This window comes from Aggregatilinea sp., from assembly GCF_036822615.1.
Taxonomy (GTDB): Bacteria; Chloroflexota; Anaerolineae; order Aggregatilineales; family Aggregatilineaceae; genus Aggregatilinea.
Window position 1 is genome coordinate 18179 of the sequence record NZ_DAISHJ010000043.1, and the last position, 17112, is coordinate 35290.

Sequence of the window (17112 nt, forward strand, 5' to 3'; positions counted from 1 at the left end):
ACGCAGTAACCTATAGATTATACGGGGGCGGCAGCGGCAGGTTGCTGTTGGCGCGGCGAGAAGCCCCGACAGTACAGATCGCGCCGTGCCTGCTCGTTTTGCGCGGGCAGGTATGGCGCGCCTGGGCGGTTGTTCGCTTGCGGCGCGGCGCTCATTTTCCCCACGCGACCAGATCGGCCACGTCCCAGATCTGCACGTCCCACGATGCCGCGACCGCGATCCGGGTGCTGTCCGGCGAAAAGGCCAGCGCCAGCGTGGAATTGGGCAGCGTCACGACCTGCTTCCAGGTCGTTGTATCCCACAGGATGGCATTTGGGTCGAGAAAGTATCCCGCCGAGCCGGTCATGCACCACCGCCCATCAGGGCTGAGCGCCTGGGATAGAAATTGCGCGGGGGAAAAGGGTGCGGACCGGCCTGTCGCGTAGAAGGTCGACACCGATTCCGGATCGATATTACACGCGTTGGCTGGCGTGTTATCGCCGGTTCCGAGTTCTGCCGTATACCCGCCCGCACCATCTGCGACCCATTCAATACCCGCTGCCGTATCGTCAACGGGACGCCGCTCGATGACCGCCCCTGTTTCGACGTCCCAGATTGTCAGGACGGAGTCGAAGGGTAGGTCGTACATACCATCACCCTTTGGCACAGCGGCGATTTGCTTGCCGTCTGGGCTCCAGCTAATTTCTCTGGCGTCGACGGTGCCACGCAGCACCCGGGCGGGCTGCAGCGTAATCGGCATGGTGAGGGCGGGCGGCAGATCCGCCGGATCGACCTGCGGCGGCAGCCAGGTGTACATCGTATCGGCGGGGGAGCCCACGTGGAGCAGATCGCGCCGTTCGGTCCCGTCGATCCGGCCCACTCCGATCGTGCAGCATCCCGATCCGCCTGCAACACTGGCATTCTCGAAAATCAGCAGCCATTGTTCGCTGTCGTCAAAAACTACCCTTCCCCCTACAAACGTGCCCCACCCATCGTAAGCGGGGCGGATCGGGGTGGTGGTTCCCAGTTGGGTGTCGTACGCAATGGCGCCCTGCGCAACTGCCACGATATAGCGCTTTGACGGGGACATAAAAACCGAATATCTCGATGCGTCGGTCAGATCAAGATAAACGAGTGTTTTTGCATCGAGATCGATGGCGAAGATCCATCTATCGGATGTCATGACGCCATGCGAGCTGTCCGCCCACTGCCATGAAGCCAGCGTGATATCCATAAAATAGAATTTCCCTTCCGGCTGCTGCGACAGGCGCGTGATGGTTGCCGGATGGGTGCGGAAGTCGTACATAACGGGATCGCCGCGATTGTTGAACTCTAGCAGCACTTGCCCACCGGGTGGTGACACAAAGATCGAGGACTCGTATGCTGCGTCGCTGACCACCGTGAGATCTTTCGTGTTTACGTCGAACAGGCAGATTTTTTCCCCGGCGATACTGACCGTTGTTCCTCCTTCGAGCCATGCGACGTACGTGCCGCAGCCCTCGATTACGCTTTTCTCGCCGGTGATGACGTTTTGCAGTACGGTTCCTTTTTGATCGAGGAAGGTATAGGTCAGCCACCCCGTAGACGACAGGCTGAAGCGTGTGTTGTTTGTTCCGATATAGCCCATGAGTTCGACCGGCGTTATGTGCTGCACGGCCACGTCGCCCGATTTTTCCAGGCGATAAACCGAGATCCCGTTCTCAAGCTCCGATTCACCGTAATCGAACCAAACAGCGACGAAGCTCCCTGTGGCGTCGATCTCGAACAGGGTAGGGATGAGGTTATAGTAGTGGTTTTGGACTGCGGTTGTGTAAGGCAGCGCGTCTTTCGTCGATGCGAGGATTTTCCCCGCATTCACGTCGATCAACATTATCGTGCGATGCAAAATGTCGTTCGCGCCTTCAGGGGATCTGTCTTCGTCCCATTCGACCGTTTGCCCGGCGACGAGCAGCAGGTCTGCATCCTGCGCCCACATGGCCTGGACATAATCGAACTCCACGTCGTCCAACAGGGTGAGGCGACGCTGCCCGTCTGTCGAGAGGGTGTACACCGTCGTGGCGCGAACGGGATAGCCCTGAAAGTTCGGGCGCTTGATCCACGCGAACCACTTACCCGAAGGGGACCAGCCGGGACCACTGACGGCGACCGCCGAGGGGAGCTCCCCGATAACTGGCGCCGGCCCTGTGACGCCTTCGCCCAGCAGGTGCGTATCCGTGCCGTCGGCACGCTCGATGACGAAGGCATTGTGCACGTTCGAGTAGTAGTAGATGTACGGCGCGTCCGACTCGCCGTCTCCCTGTGCGCGGACCTGTCCCGCTGCCAGCGCACCGCACAGCACCAGCGCGCACAACCCCACTCGCAGCCACGATCGAATCATTTCGGCTGCTCCTGTTCGCCCCACGCAACCAGATCCGCCACGCCCCAGATCTGCACGTCCCACGACGCCGCGACTGCGATCCGGGTGCTGTCCGGCGAAAAGGCCAGCGCCAGTGTGGAAATGGGCAGCGTCACGACCTGCTTCCAGGTCGTCGTGTCCCACAGGATGGCATTCGGGTAGAGGAAGTATCCCGCCGAGCCCGTCATGCACCACCGCCCATCAGGGCTCGGCGCCTGGAAGTAAAACTCAGAAAGCGGCACCGGATCTGTGCGGAAGTTCGGCACGTCAAGAACCGGAACCGCATCCAACTGGCTGTAACAGTCGGCAGGGTGGTCGTCACCGCTCACAGTCTGTGCTTCGTAATCACCCGTACTGGTTTCAATCCACTCGATCCCGGTCTCCGTGCCGGACAGGGTTTGCTGCGCGACGATCTTTCCTGTCTCGACGTCCCAGGTCACCAGGGTGGGCGCCGAGAGCGCATCGTCATCGCGAGCATACTCTAGTATGCCCGCAATTTGTTTTTGGTCCGGGCTCCAGCTTACGAGGCGCGTCCAGGCCAGCCCATGCAGTTCCTTGACGGGCTGAGGATCGAGCGGCTCGCGGATGGCGGGCGGCAGATCCGCCGGATCGACCTGCGGCGGCAGCCAGTCACGCATCGCTCTGGGCTGATATGCAGTCGTTGTCAGATCCCGCCGCTCCGTTCCGTCGATGCGGCTGATGCCGACATCCCAGGTCCCGCTGTTTGCGATACTCGTATTTTCAAAGATAAGCACCCACTGTTCGCTGTCGTCAAACGATAGTTCGCCGCCCCAACCTGTTCCCCAATCGTTGTGGCCGGGCCGGATGAATGTGATCGCGTCTGCTGTAGTATCGTAAATGGCAGGGCCATGCGGAAAGGTTGCGACGTAGCGTCCCGAAGGGGACATCATGGCAAAGGGGAGGGCGTACGGCATTTTATCGATGTAGTCGAAGGTCCCGGCATCAAGGTCGACGACAAAGGTCAGCGAGCCGACGCCCAACGCTGCCCGCGAGTTTGTGCCCCAGCTCCACGAATAACCGGAGACGATATCGACGCGTTCCGGGAACTCCACATCCGGCGCAGGGATTCGCGTCATGGTTGGAGGATCGGCGCGCAGATCATACACGAGCAGATCCCACGTCCCATCCGCATCGAACTCGACGTATCTGAGTCTGTCTGGCGTTAAGGTGCCAAATTTACCGTCGTGCGCGAAGCCTTCGATGATATCTAGCTGCATGGTGTTTACGTCAAACCAGCATGATCTTTTCCCCTGGAGACGAAGCTGGTCGTTTTTCCATTCCGCATTGATGCCACAGCCATCGATCGCGGTTGTCTCATCGGTCCACAGGTTCCCTAAAATGACGCCGCTTTCGTCAGGAGAAACTGTTGTGAACCATCCCCGCGGAGAGAACGTAAACGGTTCCATGTAATAGGTTGCAATGGATGCGACGAGCACCGGTTCGACGCGCCGCACCGTCACATGGCCTGTCATATCGACGAGATAGAGGACGACTGCACCAAGCTCCGAGTTGCTTCCCGCAAACCAGTTGTAGACCTGAGCGACGAAAGTTCGCCCATCGCCGGTTAAGAAGATACGGGGCACTGGTGCCCGTTCCCATTCTCTATGCGCTACAGGCGCTGTATCCTCAAAGGTCGCCCGCACCGTGTTATTTGGAACGTCGATCAACATCAGCGTCCGGTGCAGATAATTCGGATTCTCAGGCGAACTGGTTCCGGTCGCGTACTCGACCGACTGCCCGGCCACGAACAGGAGATCGTCGTCCTGGGACCACATCAATGCAACCCGAGTGAACTCTTTGTCATCGAGCCAGGTCAGGCGGCGCGTGCCGTCGGTGGAGATGACATGGGCTTGCTGGCTCTTTACGTACGCTCCAGGTGGGACAAAAGTTGATGTCGTCCACGCGAACCACTTGCCCGAGGGCGACCAGCCGGGACCGTCTACCCCGCCCCTTGACCCTTCGCCCAGCAGGTGCGTATCCGTGCCGTCCGCGCGCTCGATGACGAAGGCATCGTGCTCGCTCGAATAGTAGTAGATGTACGGCACGTCCGAGCCGCCGTCTCCCTGCGCGCGGACCTGTCCCACTGCCGACGGCGCGCCGAATGTGAGCAGGAGCATCACGGTAAGAGTCCAGCGTGCAAGGTGCTTCATTCGTGCCTCCTCGGCGTAAGTGATACCGCTATGGATTATACGCGAGATCGCCGGATGGGGCGCGAACAGCAAGTCACGCTCTAACCTGTCGCGCGGGAAAACTCGATCGAAATTCCCTGGTGTATCAGACTTGCACCATGTTTCGTTTGTGCGATACTTTGAGATCCATTGCGGCCAACAGGAGGAAATCAGCATGCGACGGATCGGGTTGGTTACGCTCATGATACTTGTAGCCCTTATGGCTGCGGGCATCACGAGCGCCCAGGGAGATACGTATCCCCTGGCGTTTGAGTATGATGAGGCTGCGGACGACTATTTTGCGGTGGCTGAAATCACCCTCGCCAGCGGCGACGGCCTGGACGTGACGCTGCAGGGCGGGGCCGATCTGTATTTCTTCGTCTACACCGATGAAGTCGATTTGTACGAAGGGGAAAGCCTCGATGAATTTGTAGCGCCTGAAGACGGGGACGTCGTGCTGGAAGTCATCTCGTCCGAGGACGCCAGCGGCGAGGTGGCCGTGATTCCGGCTGAGGCGGGTGCAGCCCCGGAGCAGCCTGCCCCGGATGCGGCGGCGGGCGACTCGTCTGCCTTGTTCGTCGATTTTGTGTCGATGGACTGCCCGTTTGAGGCGCCGCCGGAAGTGAACGTGATCTGCGCCGACCTCACGGTGCCGGAAAACCGGCTCGTGGCGGACACGAACCTGATCGACCTGATCGTGGCGATCATCCCGGCCCGGTCCGGCAGCCCCCTGGCCGATCCGATCGTTTATTTGGAAGGCGGGCCGGGCGGCAGCGCGCTGGCGGGCATCGACAGCTGGTACAACTCGCCGTACCGGGAGGACCGCACGATCATCCTGTTCGATCAGCGCGGCACGGGCTTTAGCACGCCGTCGCTGAACTGCCCCGAACTGGACGATGGCGACGATTCTTCGCTGACCGAAGCGTGCCGGGACCGGCTTCAGGCGGAGGGGATCGACTTGACCGCCTACACCAGCCGCGAGAATGCCGCCGATGTGGAAGCGCTGCGGCAGGCGCTCGGCTACGATCAGATCGACCTGTACAGCATCAGCTACGGGACGCGCCTCGCCTTGACCGTCATGCGCGACTATCCGGCGGGCATCCGGGCGGTGGTCCTGGACAGCGTGTACCCGCCCAATATCGACACCGACTACAACGTGACGACCGATACGTACGCGCTGATCGGCAGCATGTTTGCCGACTGCGCCGCGCAGCCCGACTGCGCGCAGGCGTTCCCTGACCTGGAGGCGCGGTTCTACGCCGCCCTGGATGAGATCGACACCGATCCGCCGCTGGTAACCGATCCCGAGTCGGGTGAGCAGTACAATCTGTTCGCGGCGGACGTCATCCAGAATTTGTCCATGCAGCTCCAGCGAACCGATCTCGTCACGGCGATTCCGGCCTCGCTGGATGCATTCATCGCGGGGGATTACGACACGTACCTCGATCTCGCCACGTTTGGATCGGGCGTCTCGTCCGACGGCACGGCGCTGGCGCAAGAGCTGTCCGCTGAACTCACGGCTGATGAGCTGGCACAGATTGACCAGCTCGTGGCCCAGGGCGACACCGGCGGCATCGTCGCATTTTTGAATGGCGTGTTCGATCTGTCGCCCGACGAGGCGCAGAGCGCGGCGCAGGGCTTCGTCCAACTCGCGGGCCAGGGCGGCGTGAGCGACACGGTGTCGGTGGTCGATCCGCCCGAGATTGACGACGACAGCGAAGGCATGAACTGGAGCGTGCAGTGCAACGAAGAACTCTCGTTCATGACGCCTGAGCAGGCGCAGGCCAACGCCGAAGCGGTCGATATGCCGGAGATCGTCCGCGAGGTGACGCTGGACGGCAGCCTCTCCGAGTTCGACGCGTGCGCGGTGTGGCCTGCCGGAACCGCTGACGCCATCGAGAACGAGCCGGTGGTGAGTTCGATTCCGACGTTGGTGCTCACGGCGCAGTACGACACGGCGACGCCGCCGTGGTGGGGGGATCTGGCCGCCGAAACGCTCTCGAACAGCTATACGTACCTGTTCCCGATGGTGGGGCACGGCGTGATCGATGGGGGTAGCTGCCCGATCGGCATCGGGCTGGCGTTCTTCGCCGATCCGGCGGCGGAGCCGGACGCGTCCTGCATCGAGACGATGAACACGGCGTTTTACATCCCGTAGCCCGCGTTTGGGGAAAACAAAACCGCTCTCGTACAGTGACGAGAGCGGTTTTTTGTGTGCCCCCAAGGAGATTCGAACTCCTGTCTTGGCCTTGAAAGGGCCACGTCCTGGGCCTCTAGACGATGGGGGCCAACACGCGGGAGATTGTACCATGCCCGAATAGGGGCGGTCAAGGTAGAATATGCAGGACTTGGCAGCAAACCAGAAGGGAAAATTCCGTATGGCTGACGACCACGATAACCGGCCCCGGCGCAGGCGGATCGTGCTGTGCATGGGCGCGACGTGCAACATGAGCGATCGCGCCGAGCCGTTCTACGACTGCCTGCACGCGGCCTTTGGCGATCCCGGCCCGGCGTTCATGGCGCACGGCCCGGTGTCGTGGGAGGTGGCGAACTGCCTGGATATGTGCGACGACGGCCCCAACCTGACGCTGTATCCCGGCGGGCACGACGTGCACGCGCTCACTGTGGAGCGCCTTCAGGAGATTATCGAGCAGATCAAAGCCGAGCTGGCTCACGAGTCGTAGCCGTCGAGGATCGTGCTGAGATCCCCGCCCAGCTCCAGCCCGCCGAACTGTCCCGTCCCCGCGAAGACTTCGCGCTCGCGCTTCCCGTCCAGCATCACCAGTCGCACCCCGATCGACGCCGTCAGGCTTTCCACGATGCGCTCGACCATCGCCACACGATCCGGCGCGTGCAGCAGCCCGCCCGACGCGCGTTCGGCGTCGATTGCCAGCCGGTAGCGCCCGCGCCGGTCCGCCGGGCCGGTGACGCCGCTCATGGTCCAATACACGTGCGTATCGGTCACGTCCAGCCGCTCGACGCGCGCGCCCGTATACGTGGCGAAACGGTAGAGCGCGCCCTCGTGCCGCAGCCCGACGATGAAGCCCCGGAACGCCTGCCACAGCCACGGGATCAGCGCGACCGACGCCGTGAGACTGGTCCCCACCGGCTCGAAGTGGTTGCTCTGCATCCAGATATAGCCGCGCGGGAACGCCTGGCCCCAGTCTTTTTCGGTGTAGCCACGCCCACCCGCGAAACCGACCGGCGTCCCGTCGATGTCCAGCGCGCCCGCCAGCCCGTGATCGAAACTCAGCACGCCGTGATAGCACTCCATGAGCGGGACCAGTCCATACCAGCCCATGACGCCCGGCGACAGCCGCGTGACCGGCCACGGCGTCACCCCCGCGAAGGTCACCGCGCCGCGCACGGACTGTCCCTCGTGCTCCACGTCGAGCACGATGCCGTCCGGCCCGAAGTGATTCGGCCCCACGCGCACGTCGAACACGTCCGCCGAGGCGTGAAACGCGTCTGCCGGGTAACGTTTGTAGATCGACGTGCCCGCCGCGCCGTCGAGGATCTGCACGAAGGCGTGCGCCTGGGTGGGATCGGCGTGCTTGAAGATGCCGGGGATGATGGCGTATCGCCGCGCGCCTGCCGCGTCGATGAGCTTAAAATACCAACCTTCGAAATAGGGCGGGCGCTTGCCGTCGCCGTGATAGACGGCGGGCTTCCAGAGGGTGCTCAGGTTCATGCGGTCCGTTCTCCGTCGCGGTGTTGGCGGCTCAGGGGTGCGCGCAGCGACCCGCGCCCCTGCGGAGATCCTAGCACACGTCACGGCGCGCCGGGGGCGGAAAGACGCGCAGGGGCATAGGCGGGACGCTCCATGCGCAGGAAGGTGAGTACTCAACAGCGTGATGGGCGGCCCTGTGTTTGGTAGGGGCTTGCCCCGCCCGTTGAGAGAAAAGCCGGGTAGGGCAAGCCCTACCCCTACGCAGATCGGGCTTGACGCGGCTGGTGTAGGAATCGGATACAGATAATTTGACGGTCAAATTTGGGTACATAAAAAGCAGGGCGGGTTAGAAACCCGCCCTGACAGATCAACACATACTGCTTTTGTTCCTGGCTAACCGCTCATCGCTAATGGCTGAGGGCTTCTATGCCAGCGCCGCCTCGTCCACCTGGGGCATACGTTCCTGTGCGGCCCGCACTTCTTCCACCGGGTACTCGTAGTCCTGAAGCTGCCCGGCGAAATACGAGTCGTACGCGCCCATGTCGAAGTGGCCGTGTCCGCTCAGGTTGAACAGGATCACGCGTTCTTCGCCTGCCGCTTTCGCTTCCAGCGCTTCGTCGATGGCCGCGCGGATCGCGTGCGCGCTTTCCGGCGCGGGCACGATGCCCTCGCTACGCGTGAACTGGACCGCCGCCTCGAAGATGCCGTTCTGGTGGTAGGCCTGCGCTTCGAGGATGCCTTCCTCGTGCAGCAGCGACATGATGGGGGACATGCCGTGATAGCGCAGCCCGCCCGCGTGGATGCCCGGCGGCATGAAGTCGTGGCCGAGCGTCGACATCTTCATGATCGGCGTCATGCCCACTGCGTCACCGAAGTCGTACGCGTACACGCCCTTGGTCATGCTGGGGCAGGCGGTCGGTTCGGCGGCCAGGAAGCGCGTATTCAGACCCTTGCCCACGAACGGGATGATCAGGCCCGCCATGTTGCTGCCGCCGCCCGCGCAGCCGATCACCACGTCCGGGTAATCGTCGGCCATTGCCATCTGCGCCAGCGCTTCTTCACCGATCACCGTCTGGTGCAGCAGGACGTGATTCAGCACGCTGCCCAGCGAGTACTTGATCGTGCCGCCGCTGGTCGCGGCGCGCTCGACTGCCTCGCTGATCGCCAGGCCCAGGCTGCCCATGTTGTCGGGATCTTTCGCCAGGACGCTGCGGCCCGCGTTGGTCAGGTCGGTCGGGCTGGCGTGCACGGTCGCGCCGTAGGCCTGCATCATGCTGCGGCGGTACGGCTTCTGCTGGTAGCTGATCTTGACCATGAACACTTCGATCTCGATGCCGAAGAACGCGCCCGCCATCGCCAGCGACGATCCCCACTGGCCCGCGCCGGTTTCCGTGGCGATCTTCTTGACGCCCTCTTCCTTGTTGTAAAACGCCTGCGCCACGGCGGTGTTCGGCTTGTGGCTGCCGACCGGGCTGGCGCCTTCGTACTTGTAGTAGATGCGCGCGGGCGTATCGAGCGCCTTTTCCAGCCGCCGCGCCCGGTAGAGCGGGCTGGGCCGCCATTGGCGGTACACGTCGCGCACCGGCTCGGGGATCTCGATGTAGCGGTCCGCGCTCATCTCTTGCATGATCAGCGCCATCGGGAACAGCGGCGCGAGGTCATCCGGGCCGACCGGCTGTTTCGTCCCCGGATGCAGCACGGGCGCGAGCGGGCGCGGCAGGTCGGGGATGATGTTGTACCACGCGCGGGGGATCTGGTCTTCGGAGAGCAAATATTTCACGTGCTGTTTGTCGGGCATGGTGGTGCTCCTTTCAAAACAATGAGAGAGTGGAAACAGGTCACGGGGCCGCGCGCCGTGCACGGGACGCAAAAACGCCCGTCCCCGATCGGTCAGGGACGGGCGCTGTTTCCCGTGGTGCCACCCTGATTAGGCCATCGCCGCGAGTTTGTCGCGGGGATGAGCCTCACTCATTGCGCCTCGATAACGGGGGCGATCCCGGCGCGGCATTTCCTCCGCGCGACTCCCCGGCCCATTCGGCTGTCGCGGTCCGTGCCACCCTTCCAGTCTGCGAGGTGGCTCCCTGGCCCGGCGCGTCCCAGCGTACTCATCCGGTTCAGCGTCATCTGTGGCTTATCATACGCGCGCAGAGGGCCGCTTGTCAAGGCATCCGCGCGTCTTCTTGCGGCTACCCACCGTTTGCCAGCAGCACCGTGCCCGCGTGCGGGATCGTGGCGCAGGTCGCGCCGTTTTCGAACGTCGCGGGCAGGATCAATAGGGCGCGCGGCGAGGTCGTCGCGTCCAGGTACAGGAACGTGCCACTGCCTTGCACGCAGACTTTGACCGGCGCAGCAAACGCTGGCACGGATGTCGCGCCCGCCATGCCGTAGACGTCTACGGCGTGGATCAGGGCGTACTTAAACACGTCTGCGTTACCGATGTCGCCGGAATAGCCCTGGCGCTCGACGTACGCGCCGTTCTGCATGATCACGCGGCAGAACACACCGCCGTTGGGGACTGCGCCGCCCGGCACGTCCGCGCGTACGATGGTGTTGGTGCTGCCGGTGGCGTCGGCGCACAGCGGGATCGCGGGCGGAGCGGGGAATGTGGCATAGACGGGAGCAGCCGGAGCACTGGCAGCCGGGACGCCGACGGTGATGGTGACCGTCGCAGTGTCGGTCCAGGTGTTGACGCTGTCGATGGCGTTATAGGTGAAGCTGTCCGCGCCGTGCCATCCGGCGGCGGGCGTATATGTGAACGACCCGTTCGCGTTCAGCACCAACGTGCCGTTCGTCGGAGTGGTATCCACGGCGGCGGTCAGCGTGCCGCCCCTCGGTGCGCTGTCGTTGGTCAGCACGCCCGGCGCGGCGATCACGAGCGGCGTACCCTGGCTGGTCGCATACGCGTCGTCGGTTGCAGCGGGCAGTAGGCCGGTGGTCGCCACCAGTCGCCATTCGTAGATGACCCCGGCGTCACCCGCAGAATAGTCCGTGACGGTAATTCGCCACGTGCCGGTGATGCTCTCGCCGTCGAAGGCGCTGAGCGGGTTATCAGGCTGAAAAGTACCCTGGAAGGCGATGCCAGTAGCATGGCACTGACCGGCGAGTGGTGAGGCGCTCTCGTCGTCCAGTGTGGCGAGGATGTCATTGCCGCCGCAGACAAGACTATGGGGATTGATTACGGTGACGGTGGTGGCGGTATCGATGTGCGTGAGCGTGATGCCCAGGTCGCCCACATACGTGTGGTGGATGTCGAGGTAGAGATCCAGGTCGGCGACCAGTCCGCTGTCGGTGATCACGATGTCGTGCGTGGCGGGCGCTCCGGGGGTATTCGCTCCCGGCGAGTCAGGGATGGCGACATTGATCCCGGCGCCGCTGCCATAGGTCGTCGTGCTCTGTCGGTCGAGTGGGGCGGCATCGGCGTTGAACCGGACGCCGGTTAGCGTGAGCGCGATAACAAGCAGACTTACGAAAAGTAAAGAGCATGTCCTTCTGTTGGTTTTGCAGGCAAACACGGCAGCCACTCCATAGGCGCAAGAAATATTAGGTTGTAGGCATGGGGAAATCCGGGCTGTCGAGAAGATGCAGCAGTAGAGAGGGCGCGCTAAACAGCCAACCACTTATTCTACTTCAGACTTGTGTTTTTCTGCTAACGGATTGGGCGCTTCTGGCGCACCCTGAAACTTGACGGTTGAACGCCGATCGACATCAGCCCTGCGCCCGCACCACGAACCACGTGGCGATGTTGGCGATGGCCTGCTCGTGCGCCGCGAACGAATAATCGACGCCGGGCGTGCCGAGGTACTGCGCGAACCAGTCGAGCGCTTCGGGATAACCGGAATGGAAGCGCGTCAGGGGATGGTCGCCGCCAGGGAACGTGACCATCTCGACCGTTTTTCCGACCTCGGTCAATGCCTCGGCCAGCGTGCGGCTCTGCTGCACCGAGATGGTGGTGTCCGCCTCGCCGTGAAGCAGCAGCAGCGGCGCGTCGATCAGCTCCGGCCAGTACACGGCGGAGCGTGCCTCGAACGGAGCCGGATCGGTGTAAGGCGATACGCCGACCAGCGGCACGTACACCTGTCCAACCACGTACCCCTGCTGCCGCGCCCACGCGAACAGGTCCGCCAGCCCGCCGACCGTCACGGCGGCTTTGATCGCGTGCGTGCCGTCGAGCGTGTCCTGCTTCAGCGCGAGGTACGTCATCATGCCGCCGCGCGATCCGCCCATCATGCCGATCCGGTCGGCGTCCACGTAGGGCAGGGCCTGCACCGCGCGCAGCAGGTTGGTGACGTCGTGCACGTCGTTCCCGCCGAAGTCTTCCACGCCGTCGCCGCCCGCGTTGCCCCGGTACTGTGACGCCGCCGCGACGAAACCCGCCTCCACCAGCGGCACGATTTCCGCGCCGATCAGCTCTCCGGTGGCCTGGAAGCCGCCCCGGTTGTAGATCACGGCGGGGAAGGGGCCGCTGCCTGCGGGCCGCCCCAGGTAGCCGGTGACGCGCAGGCCGTCGCTCCAATACGTGATCGCGTAGTAGGCGGTCGTGCCCGTGTCGAGCAGCAGCCGCGTCGATTCGAGCGTACCGTCGGGGCGTGCGTTTGGGGTGGGGGAGGGAATCGGCGTCGTCAGCGGGGAGGCGTTCGCGGGCAGGGCGGGCCGCAGCCCCACCGCAGCGAGTCCGGCCAGCGCGAGCAGCGCAGCCAGGGCGATCAGCGTGCGGCGGGGGATCTGCGGCGCGATCTGTCTCATGCGCTGGGCGGCTGGGCGATCTCGACCACCTCGCCGCCGGTCATGCGGACCAGGTCGTCGGGCGTCAGGCGGAAGACGGCGTGCGGCGTGCCTGCCGCGGCCCAGATCACCTCGAACTGGAGCAGGTCGCGATCGATGTAGGTGCGCAGCGGCGAGGCGTGCCCCACCGGGGGAATGCCGCCGATGGCGTAGCCGGTCCGCTCGCGCACGTAGTCGGCGTCGGGCTTGTCGGTCTTCTCGCCGAGCAGCGCGGCGAGCTTTTTGGTATCGACGCGGTTGGTGCCGCTGGCGATGACCAGCACGGGGTCGCCGGACTGGCGGCCCTTGAACACCAGCGACTTGGCGATCTGCGCGACCGTGCAGCCGATGGCCGCTGCCGCTTCGGCGGAGGTGCGCGTCGTGTCCGGCATTTCGACCACTTCGCAGCCGCCGAAGCCGAGCGCGTTAAGCGAATCCTGTACCTTTTGAGCACTGGGGGGGAGTGACATGAGCGTTTCCACCTGGGTTGAGATTGGCGCGAATGTTTTAGATTATACGCCCACCCGGCGGCTTCTGTGCGATTCCGTTTAGGAAATATTTACAACAAATTCATTCGTGGTTGGGTTAAATGGGAGTAAAATAGGTAAAATATGTTTAACAAATTGCACTGCGTAGAAGTGGGGAGGCCACATGTCCGTCGAAATCAACTACTTCAAACGGTCTCGGCACGCAGTTTCTTTTTCTTGCGGTGACTTAATTTTTGACGCGGGCGCGCCGGGCGAGTTGATGTATGGCGTGCAGTCCGGCGAGGTGCGCCTGATCCATCCCGACGGGAAGTTGGAGCGGGTCGAGGCGGGCGGCATCTTCGGAGAGGCGGGATTCATCGAGCGCCAGCCGCACACGATGGCCGCCGTGGCGCTCACCGACTGCACCCTGATCCCCGTCGATCGCTGGTATTTCCAGTTCCTGACGAACGAAACGCCCGGCTTCGCGCTGATGGTGATGCAGACGCTGCTGCGGCGGCTGCGCGGCGCGGGCAAGGGCGACACGGTCGCCGCGTAAGCCTGCCAGCATTCCCCGTTTGACATCCTCGCGCCCGGTTTGCCGCCGGGCGCGTTGTGATTCTGCCCCGGTTTCCGTTTCCCCTGGCTGTGAATATCCGCTAAGATAACAGGCTTAGTGGCGCGGATACAACAGCCGATCGGCAGGGCATATGGACAATTATGCGCGATTGTACATCTACCGGTTGTTCCTCATCGTATTTGGCATCCTGGTGATTCTGGTTGCCGTCTTTATAGGCAGCGTTTTCGAGGATGGCTCGTTTTTCGTCGTCTGTGGGGTTGGGCTGCCGCTCGTTCTGCTGGGCGTGCTGGCTCTGGCCGTGGCGGAGCTGCTCACGAGCGTGATGACCTACGGCGAGTCCCTCAACGAAAACCACCGGGCCAGTGACCGGCAGCTCAAGCAGATTTTGACGCAGCTTCAATCGCTGACTCTGGCGGTGAGCCCGTACACGGCAGCGCAGCCCGCGCCAGAAACGGACGACATGCCGCGTCGGGCGGCACAGGCAGAGGCGGCGCCCGACTCGAACGAGCCAGACCCCGCCCCGGCGGGGGCGCTGGCGGGACGGGTGAGCGCCGAACGCGCAATGCTGCGTAAGAGTCCTTCCACGACGGGCGCAATTGCCCGTATCGCGCTGCACGATCAGGTGCTGGACGTGACGGGGCGCAGCGCTGATGGCCTGTGGCTGCGGGTGCTGGTGGGCGAAGAACGCGACGTGTGGGTCGAGGCGTCCGACGTTGAGGTGAAGGGGAATATTAACGCGCTGCCGATCATCCCATGAGTTCGGGGAAACTGCCTCTGCGGAATCGAGATCAGCCTGCGCCCGGTTTGCCGTCGGGCACTTTGAGTCTTCCGTGCCCGCGCTCGAACGGAACTCACTTCGCGGTCGCTTTTTGTGACAGGCAATTCAGTGTAGGATTACTGACTTAGTAAAGGGGCAACAATTTACTTCAGGGGGAGTTATGTCGCGGTTTCCCATGCTTGAGACATACCGGATACTGCTTATGATTGCTGGCGTTTTAACGATTGTTATGGGCCTCATTTCGGGCCTGGTATATATGATCGACGGCGGCAACCTGTTTACATTCCTGTTTGTTGAGATCATATCGGTGATTGGAAGTATCCCGCTGTTCGCCATGGCGGAATTGATTTCGCTAGGGCTGAGCGTCGAGTCCGATCTGTCCACCCTGGTCCGCTCTAACAACCAGCAAAATGCCGCCTTGATGCAGCGGCTTGCGGCGCTCGAACCGTCGAACACTGCGCTTCAGAACCCCGACACAATCCTGCCCGCGCAGGAAGTCCCTGCCGATGTACCGCCGGACGCACCGGAGACTTCTACCCGGCCCGCCGTCACGCTGTCCGGCGAGGTTACCGCAGCGCGCGCCATGCTTTACCAGGAACGGCGGCGTGGGGCAGCGATTTACAAGGTGGTGATGCGCGGGCAGATGTTGGCGCTCACCGGGCGCAGCGAGGATGGTACGTGGCTGCGGGTGCTGTTGGATGAAGACCGTGACGTGTGGGTCGAGGCGTCCGACGTTGGGGTGAAGGGGAATATCGAGGCGCTGCCGATCATCCCGTGAGTTCGAGGCAAACTCCCACTGTGGGATCGAGATCGGCCCGCGCCCGGTTTGCCGCCGGGCGCGGTTCGTGAGCCGCCGCGCTATCCGCGCGTGACGGTGATCCGGTCGTATACCTCCGTCCCTGCGGGCAGCCTGTCGTAGCCCGCCCAACTGTTGTTGGTCTTGCACCAGTTGACGTAATCCTCGAAGTCAGACCGCCCCTGCTCGTCCAGCAGCACGGCGAGCACGTCGAAGGATTCGCCGCTGGTTTCGGGCAGGCCGAAGTACACCAGCGACGCCCATTCGCCGGATATCTGCATATCGACCGGCTTGTTGGCCGGGTAATAGCGGTTATTGGCGTGCGGCACAACCACCAGCCACAGCGTCTGGTCGTCGGGGACGTGGGTGGACGTGCCGCGCACGGCCTGCATGTATTCCGCCGCGCCGTTGTCGGCGGGCGTGGTGATCGCCACCTCGGGATCGCCTTCGTCCATGAACTGCACGAGGGCATACCCGGCGTTGACGAGGAAGATCAGGCCACACGCGCCGATCAGCAGGCTGGGCCAGTTGTTCTTGATGAACAGGCGCGCGTTTGGTGGCTGACCCTGCATAGGGGCTCCGGCTCCGGTGTGAGTCTTTTGTCCTGTTCCGGATGTGGAGCCTGTCGTCGGGCCTTCGACGACGGTGGACCGCTGGGCCGCGCCCCAGATCATCCCCGCCAGACTGATCAGCGCGACCACGATTTGCGTAATGTCAATTTTTTCGAACTCCATGACTAAATTTCTCCTCGTGAAGCGAAGCACAATCTCATTATATGTGAACTTACGCCGGGATCGGTGCGAATTTACGCCTCCTGATCGACGCAATAGGAAGGGGAGGCGGCGCGCCTCCGCCATAAGTCGGACCCGGCGTACCCCCTAAGCCCGATGACGCACGGCTCCCCGCGGCCTATACTGGGACTGAATGATGGATCACTGCGCGCCCGGTTGTGCGCAGTTGAGGGAGGCCAGCGATGTCGATGGAGCTGAATTTCTTCAAGAAGTGGAATACCGCGCTGACCTTCGCTGAGGGAGAGGTCATCTTCCGCGAGGGCGATCCCGGCAAGGTGATGTACGGCGTGCAGTCGGGCGAAGTGCAGATTATCGTCAACGGGCAGGTGGTGGAAGTGGTGGGAACAGGCGGCATCTTCGGTGAGATGGCGCTGATCGAGCAGGCGCCACGCTCCGCGACCGTGATCGCCGCGACGGAATGCGTGATCGCGCCCGTGGATCAGTTGGGGTTTATGTTCCTGACTGCCGAAACGCCGAGCTTCGCGCTGATGATCATGAGCACGATGGCCCAGCGTTTGCGCCGCATGAACAGCATGGTGTCCGGGGCGACCCCCGCGCCCGACAGCAGCGTGCGGATTGCGTAACGGCGCGAATCGTGGGGCGGGGTGGTTTGTGTAAAGACCCCAGAAAGCACAAGCAAAAGCAAACGCGACCTCACCCCCGGCCCCTTTCCAATCAAGTTGGAGAGGGGAGATAAGCCGATCGTCAG

The 17112-nt window shown here is 63.0% G+C and carries 14 protein-coding genes and 1 tRNA gene; 6 read left to right on the plus strand and 9 right to left on the minus strand.

Annotated features, from left to right (window positions below):
• Window positions 1-151: 151 nt before the first annotated feature.
• Both V7116_RS13610 and V7116_RS13615 read right to left on the minus strand, forming a co-directional pair.
• On the minus strand, window positions 152-2356 hold the full coding sequence (locus V7116_RS13610; protein ID WP_324392484.1) for a WD40 repeat domain-containing protein: 2205 nt from the start codon (window positions 2354-2356) through the stop codon (window positions 152-154).
• Window positions 2353-4545, minus strand: coding sequence for a WD40 repeat domain-containing protein (locus tag V7116_RS13615; RefSeq protein WP_324392485.1), 2193 nt, complete (start codon window positions 4543-4545; stop codon window positions 2353-2355). Before V7116_RS13615 ends, V7116_RS13610 begins: the two co-directional genes overlap by 4 nt.
• A 193-nt stretch (window positions 4546-4738) precedes the next feature.
• Between V7116_RS13615 and V7116_RS13620 the strand changes: the two genes are divergently transcribed.
• Window positions 4739-6721, plus strand: coding sequence for an alpha/beta fold hydrolase (locus tag V7116_RS13620; RefSeq protein ID WP_324392486.1), 1983 nt, complete (start codon window positions 4739-4741; stop codon window positions 6719-6721).
• Window positions 6722-6778: 57 nt separating this feature from the next.
• Here V7116_RS13620 and V7116_RS13625 read toward each other — a convergent pair.
• Window positions 6779-6851, minus strand: a tRNA-Glu gene (locus V7116_RS13625).
• 90 nt (window positions 6852-6941) lie between these two features.
• Between V7116_RS13625 and V7116_RS13630 the strand changes: the two genes are divergently transcribed.
• Window positions 6942-7247 (plus strand): (2Fe-2S) ferredoxin domain-containing protein, encoded by a 306-nt coding sequence (locus V7116_RS13630; protein ID WP_324392487.1) that lies wholly within the window; start codon window positions 6942-6944, stop codon window positions 7245-7247.
• Here V7116_RS13630 and V7116_RS13635 read toward each other — a convergent pair.
• The 5 genes from V7116_RS13635 to V7116_RS13655 all read right to left on the minus strand — a co-directional run bounded on the left by V7116_RS13635 (window position 7235) and on the right by V7116_RS13655 (window position 13464).
• Window positions 7235-8254 carry a tocopherol cyclase family protein gene (locus tag V7116_RS13635; protein WP_324392488.1) on the minus strand — a complete coding sequence of 340 codons (1020 nt, stop codon included), beginning with the start codon at window positions 8252-8254 and terminating at the stop codon, window positions 7235-7237. The two genes, V7116_RS13630 and V7116_RS13635, sit on opposite strands and share 13 nt — an antisense overlap.
• A 403-nt stretch (window positions 8255-8657) precedes the next feature.
• Entirely contained in the window at window positions 8658-10031 is a 1374-nt protein-coding gene (locus V7116_RS13640; RefSeq protein ID WP_324392489.1) for a TrpB-like pyridoxal phosphate-dependent enzyme, read from the minus strand.
• 388 nt (window positions 10032-10419) lie between these two features.
• Window positions 10420-11745 (minus strand): Ig-like domain-containing protein, encoded by a 1326-nt coding sequence (locus tag V7116_RS13645; RefSeq protein WP_324392490.1) that lies wholly within the window; start codon window positions 11743-11745, stop codon window positions 10420-10422.
• Between the two features lie 193 nt (window positions 11746-11938).
• Window positions 11939-12976, minus strand: a complete 1038-nt coding sequence (locus V7116_RS13650; protein WP_324392491.1) for an alpha/beta hydrolase family protein — start codon at window positions 12974-12976, stop codon at window positions 11939-11941.
• Window positions 12973-13464: a YbaK/EbsC family protein gene (locus tag V7116_RS13655; protein ID WP_324392492.1), complete on the minus strand. Its 492-nt coding sequence runs from the start codon at window positions 13462-13464 to the stop codon at window positions 12973-12975. Before V7116_RS13655 ends, V7116_RS13650 begins: the two co-directional genes overlap by 4 nt.
• 181 nt (window positions 13465-13645) lie before the next feature.
• On the opposite strand from V7116_RS13655, the gene V7116_RS13660 reads away from it, so the two are divergent.
• The 3 genes from V7116_RS13660 (at window position 13646) to V7116_RS13670 (ending at window position 15594) form a co-directional block, all read left to right on the plus strand.
• Window positions 13646-14017, plus strand: a complete 372-nt coding sequence (locus V7116_RS13660) for a Crp/Fnr family transcriptional regulator (protein ID WP_324392493.1) — start codon at window positions 13646-13648, stop codon at window positions 14015-14017.
• 151 nt (window positions 14018-14168) lie between these two features.
• Entirely contained in the window at window positions 14169-14795 is a 627-nt protein-coding gene (locus V7116_RS13665; RefSeq protein ID WP_324392494.1) for an SH3 domain-containing protein, read from the plus strand.
• A 250-nt stretch (window positions 14796-15045) separates the two neighbouring features.
• On the plus strand, window positions 15046-15594 hold the full coding sequence (locus V7116_RS13670; RefSeq protein WP_324392495.1) for a hypothetical protein: 549 nt from the start codon (window positions 15046-15048) through the stop codon (window positions 15592-15594).
• An 80-nt stretch (window positions 15595-15674) separates the two neighbouring features.
• Here V7116_RS13670 and V7116_RS13675 read toward each other — a convergent pair whose 3' ends face one another.
• Complete coding sequence (locus tag V7116_RS13675) at window positions 15675-16346, minus strand: hypothetical protein (RefSeq protein WP_324392496.1); 672 nt, start codon at window positions 16344-16346, stop codon at window positions 15675-15677.
• 239 nt (window positions 16347-16585) lie between these two features.
• Between V7116_RS13675 and V7116_RS13680 the strand changes: the two genes are divergently transcribed.
• Complete coding sequence (locus V7116_RS13680; RefSeq protein ID WP_324392497.1) at window positions 16586-16987, plus strand: Crp/Fnr family transcriptional regulator; 402 nt, start codon at window positions 16586-16588, stop codon at window positions 16985-16987.
• The last annotated feature ends 125 nt before the right edge of the window (window positions 16988-17112 follow it).

Bases quoted from the DNA above. Each gene is read 5' to 3' on its own strand.
- V7116_RS13655 (WP_324392492.1), bottom strand. From the start codon at position 13,464: ATGTCACTCCCCCCCAGTGCTCAAAAGGTACAGGATTCGCTTAACGCG.
- V7116_RS13675 (WP_324392496.1), bottom strand. From the start codon at position 16,346: ATGGAGTTCGAAAAAATTGACATTACGCAAATCGTGGTCGCGCTGATC.
- V7116_RS13670 (WP_324392495.1), top strand. From the start codon at position 15,046: ATGGGCCTCATTTCGGGCCTGGTATATATGATCGACGGCGGCAACCTG.
- V7116_RS13640 (WP_324392489.1), bottom strand. From the start codon at position 10,031: ATGCCCGACAAACAGCACGTGAAATATTTGCTCTCCGAAGACCAGATC.
- V7116_RS13650 (WP_324392491.1), bottom strand. From the start codon at position 12,976: ATGAGACAGATCGCGCCGCAGATCCCCCGCCGCACGCTGATCGCCCTG.
- V7116_RS13610 (WP_324392484.1), bottom strand. From the start codon at position 2,356: ATGATTCGATCGTGGCTGCGAGTGGGGTTGTGCGCGCTGGTGCTGTGC.
- V7116_RS13635 (WP_324392488.1), bottom strand. From the start codon at position 8,254: ATGAACCTGAGCACCCTCTGGAAGCCCGCCGTCTATCACGGCGACGGC.
- V7116_RS13620 (WP_324392486.1), top strand. From the start codon at position 4,739: ATGCGACGGATCGGGTTGGTTACGCTCATGATACTTGTAGCCCTTATG.
- V7116_RS13630 (WP_324392487.1), top strand. From the start codon at position 6,942: ATGGCTGACGACCACGATAACCGGCCCCGGCGCAGGCGGATCGTGCTG.
- V7116_RS13665 (WP_324392494.1), top strand. From the start codon at position 14,169: ATGGACAATTATGCGCGATTGTACATCTACCGGTTGTTCCTCATCGTA.
- V7116_RS13680 (WP_324392497.1), top strand. From the start codon at position 16,586: ATGTCGATGGAGCTGAATTTCTTCAAGAAGTGGAATACCGCGCTGACC.
- V7116_RS13615 (WP_324392485.1), bottom strand. From the start codon at position 4,545: ATGAAGCACCTTGCACGCTGGACTCTTACCGTGATGCTCCTGCTCACA.
- V7116_RS13660 (WP_324392493.1), top strand. From the start codon at position 13,646: ATGTCCGTCGAAATCAACTACTTCAAACGGTCTCGGCACGCAGTTTCT.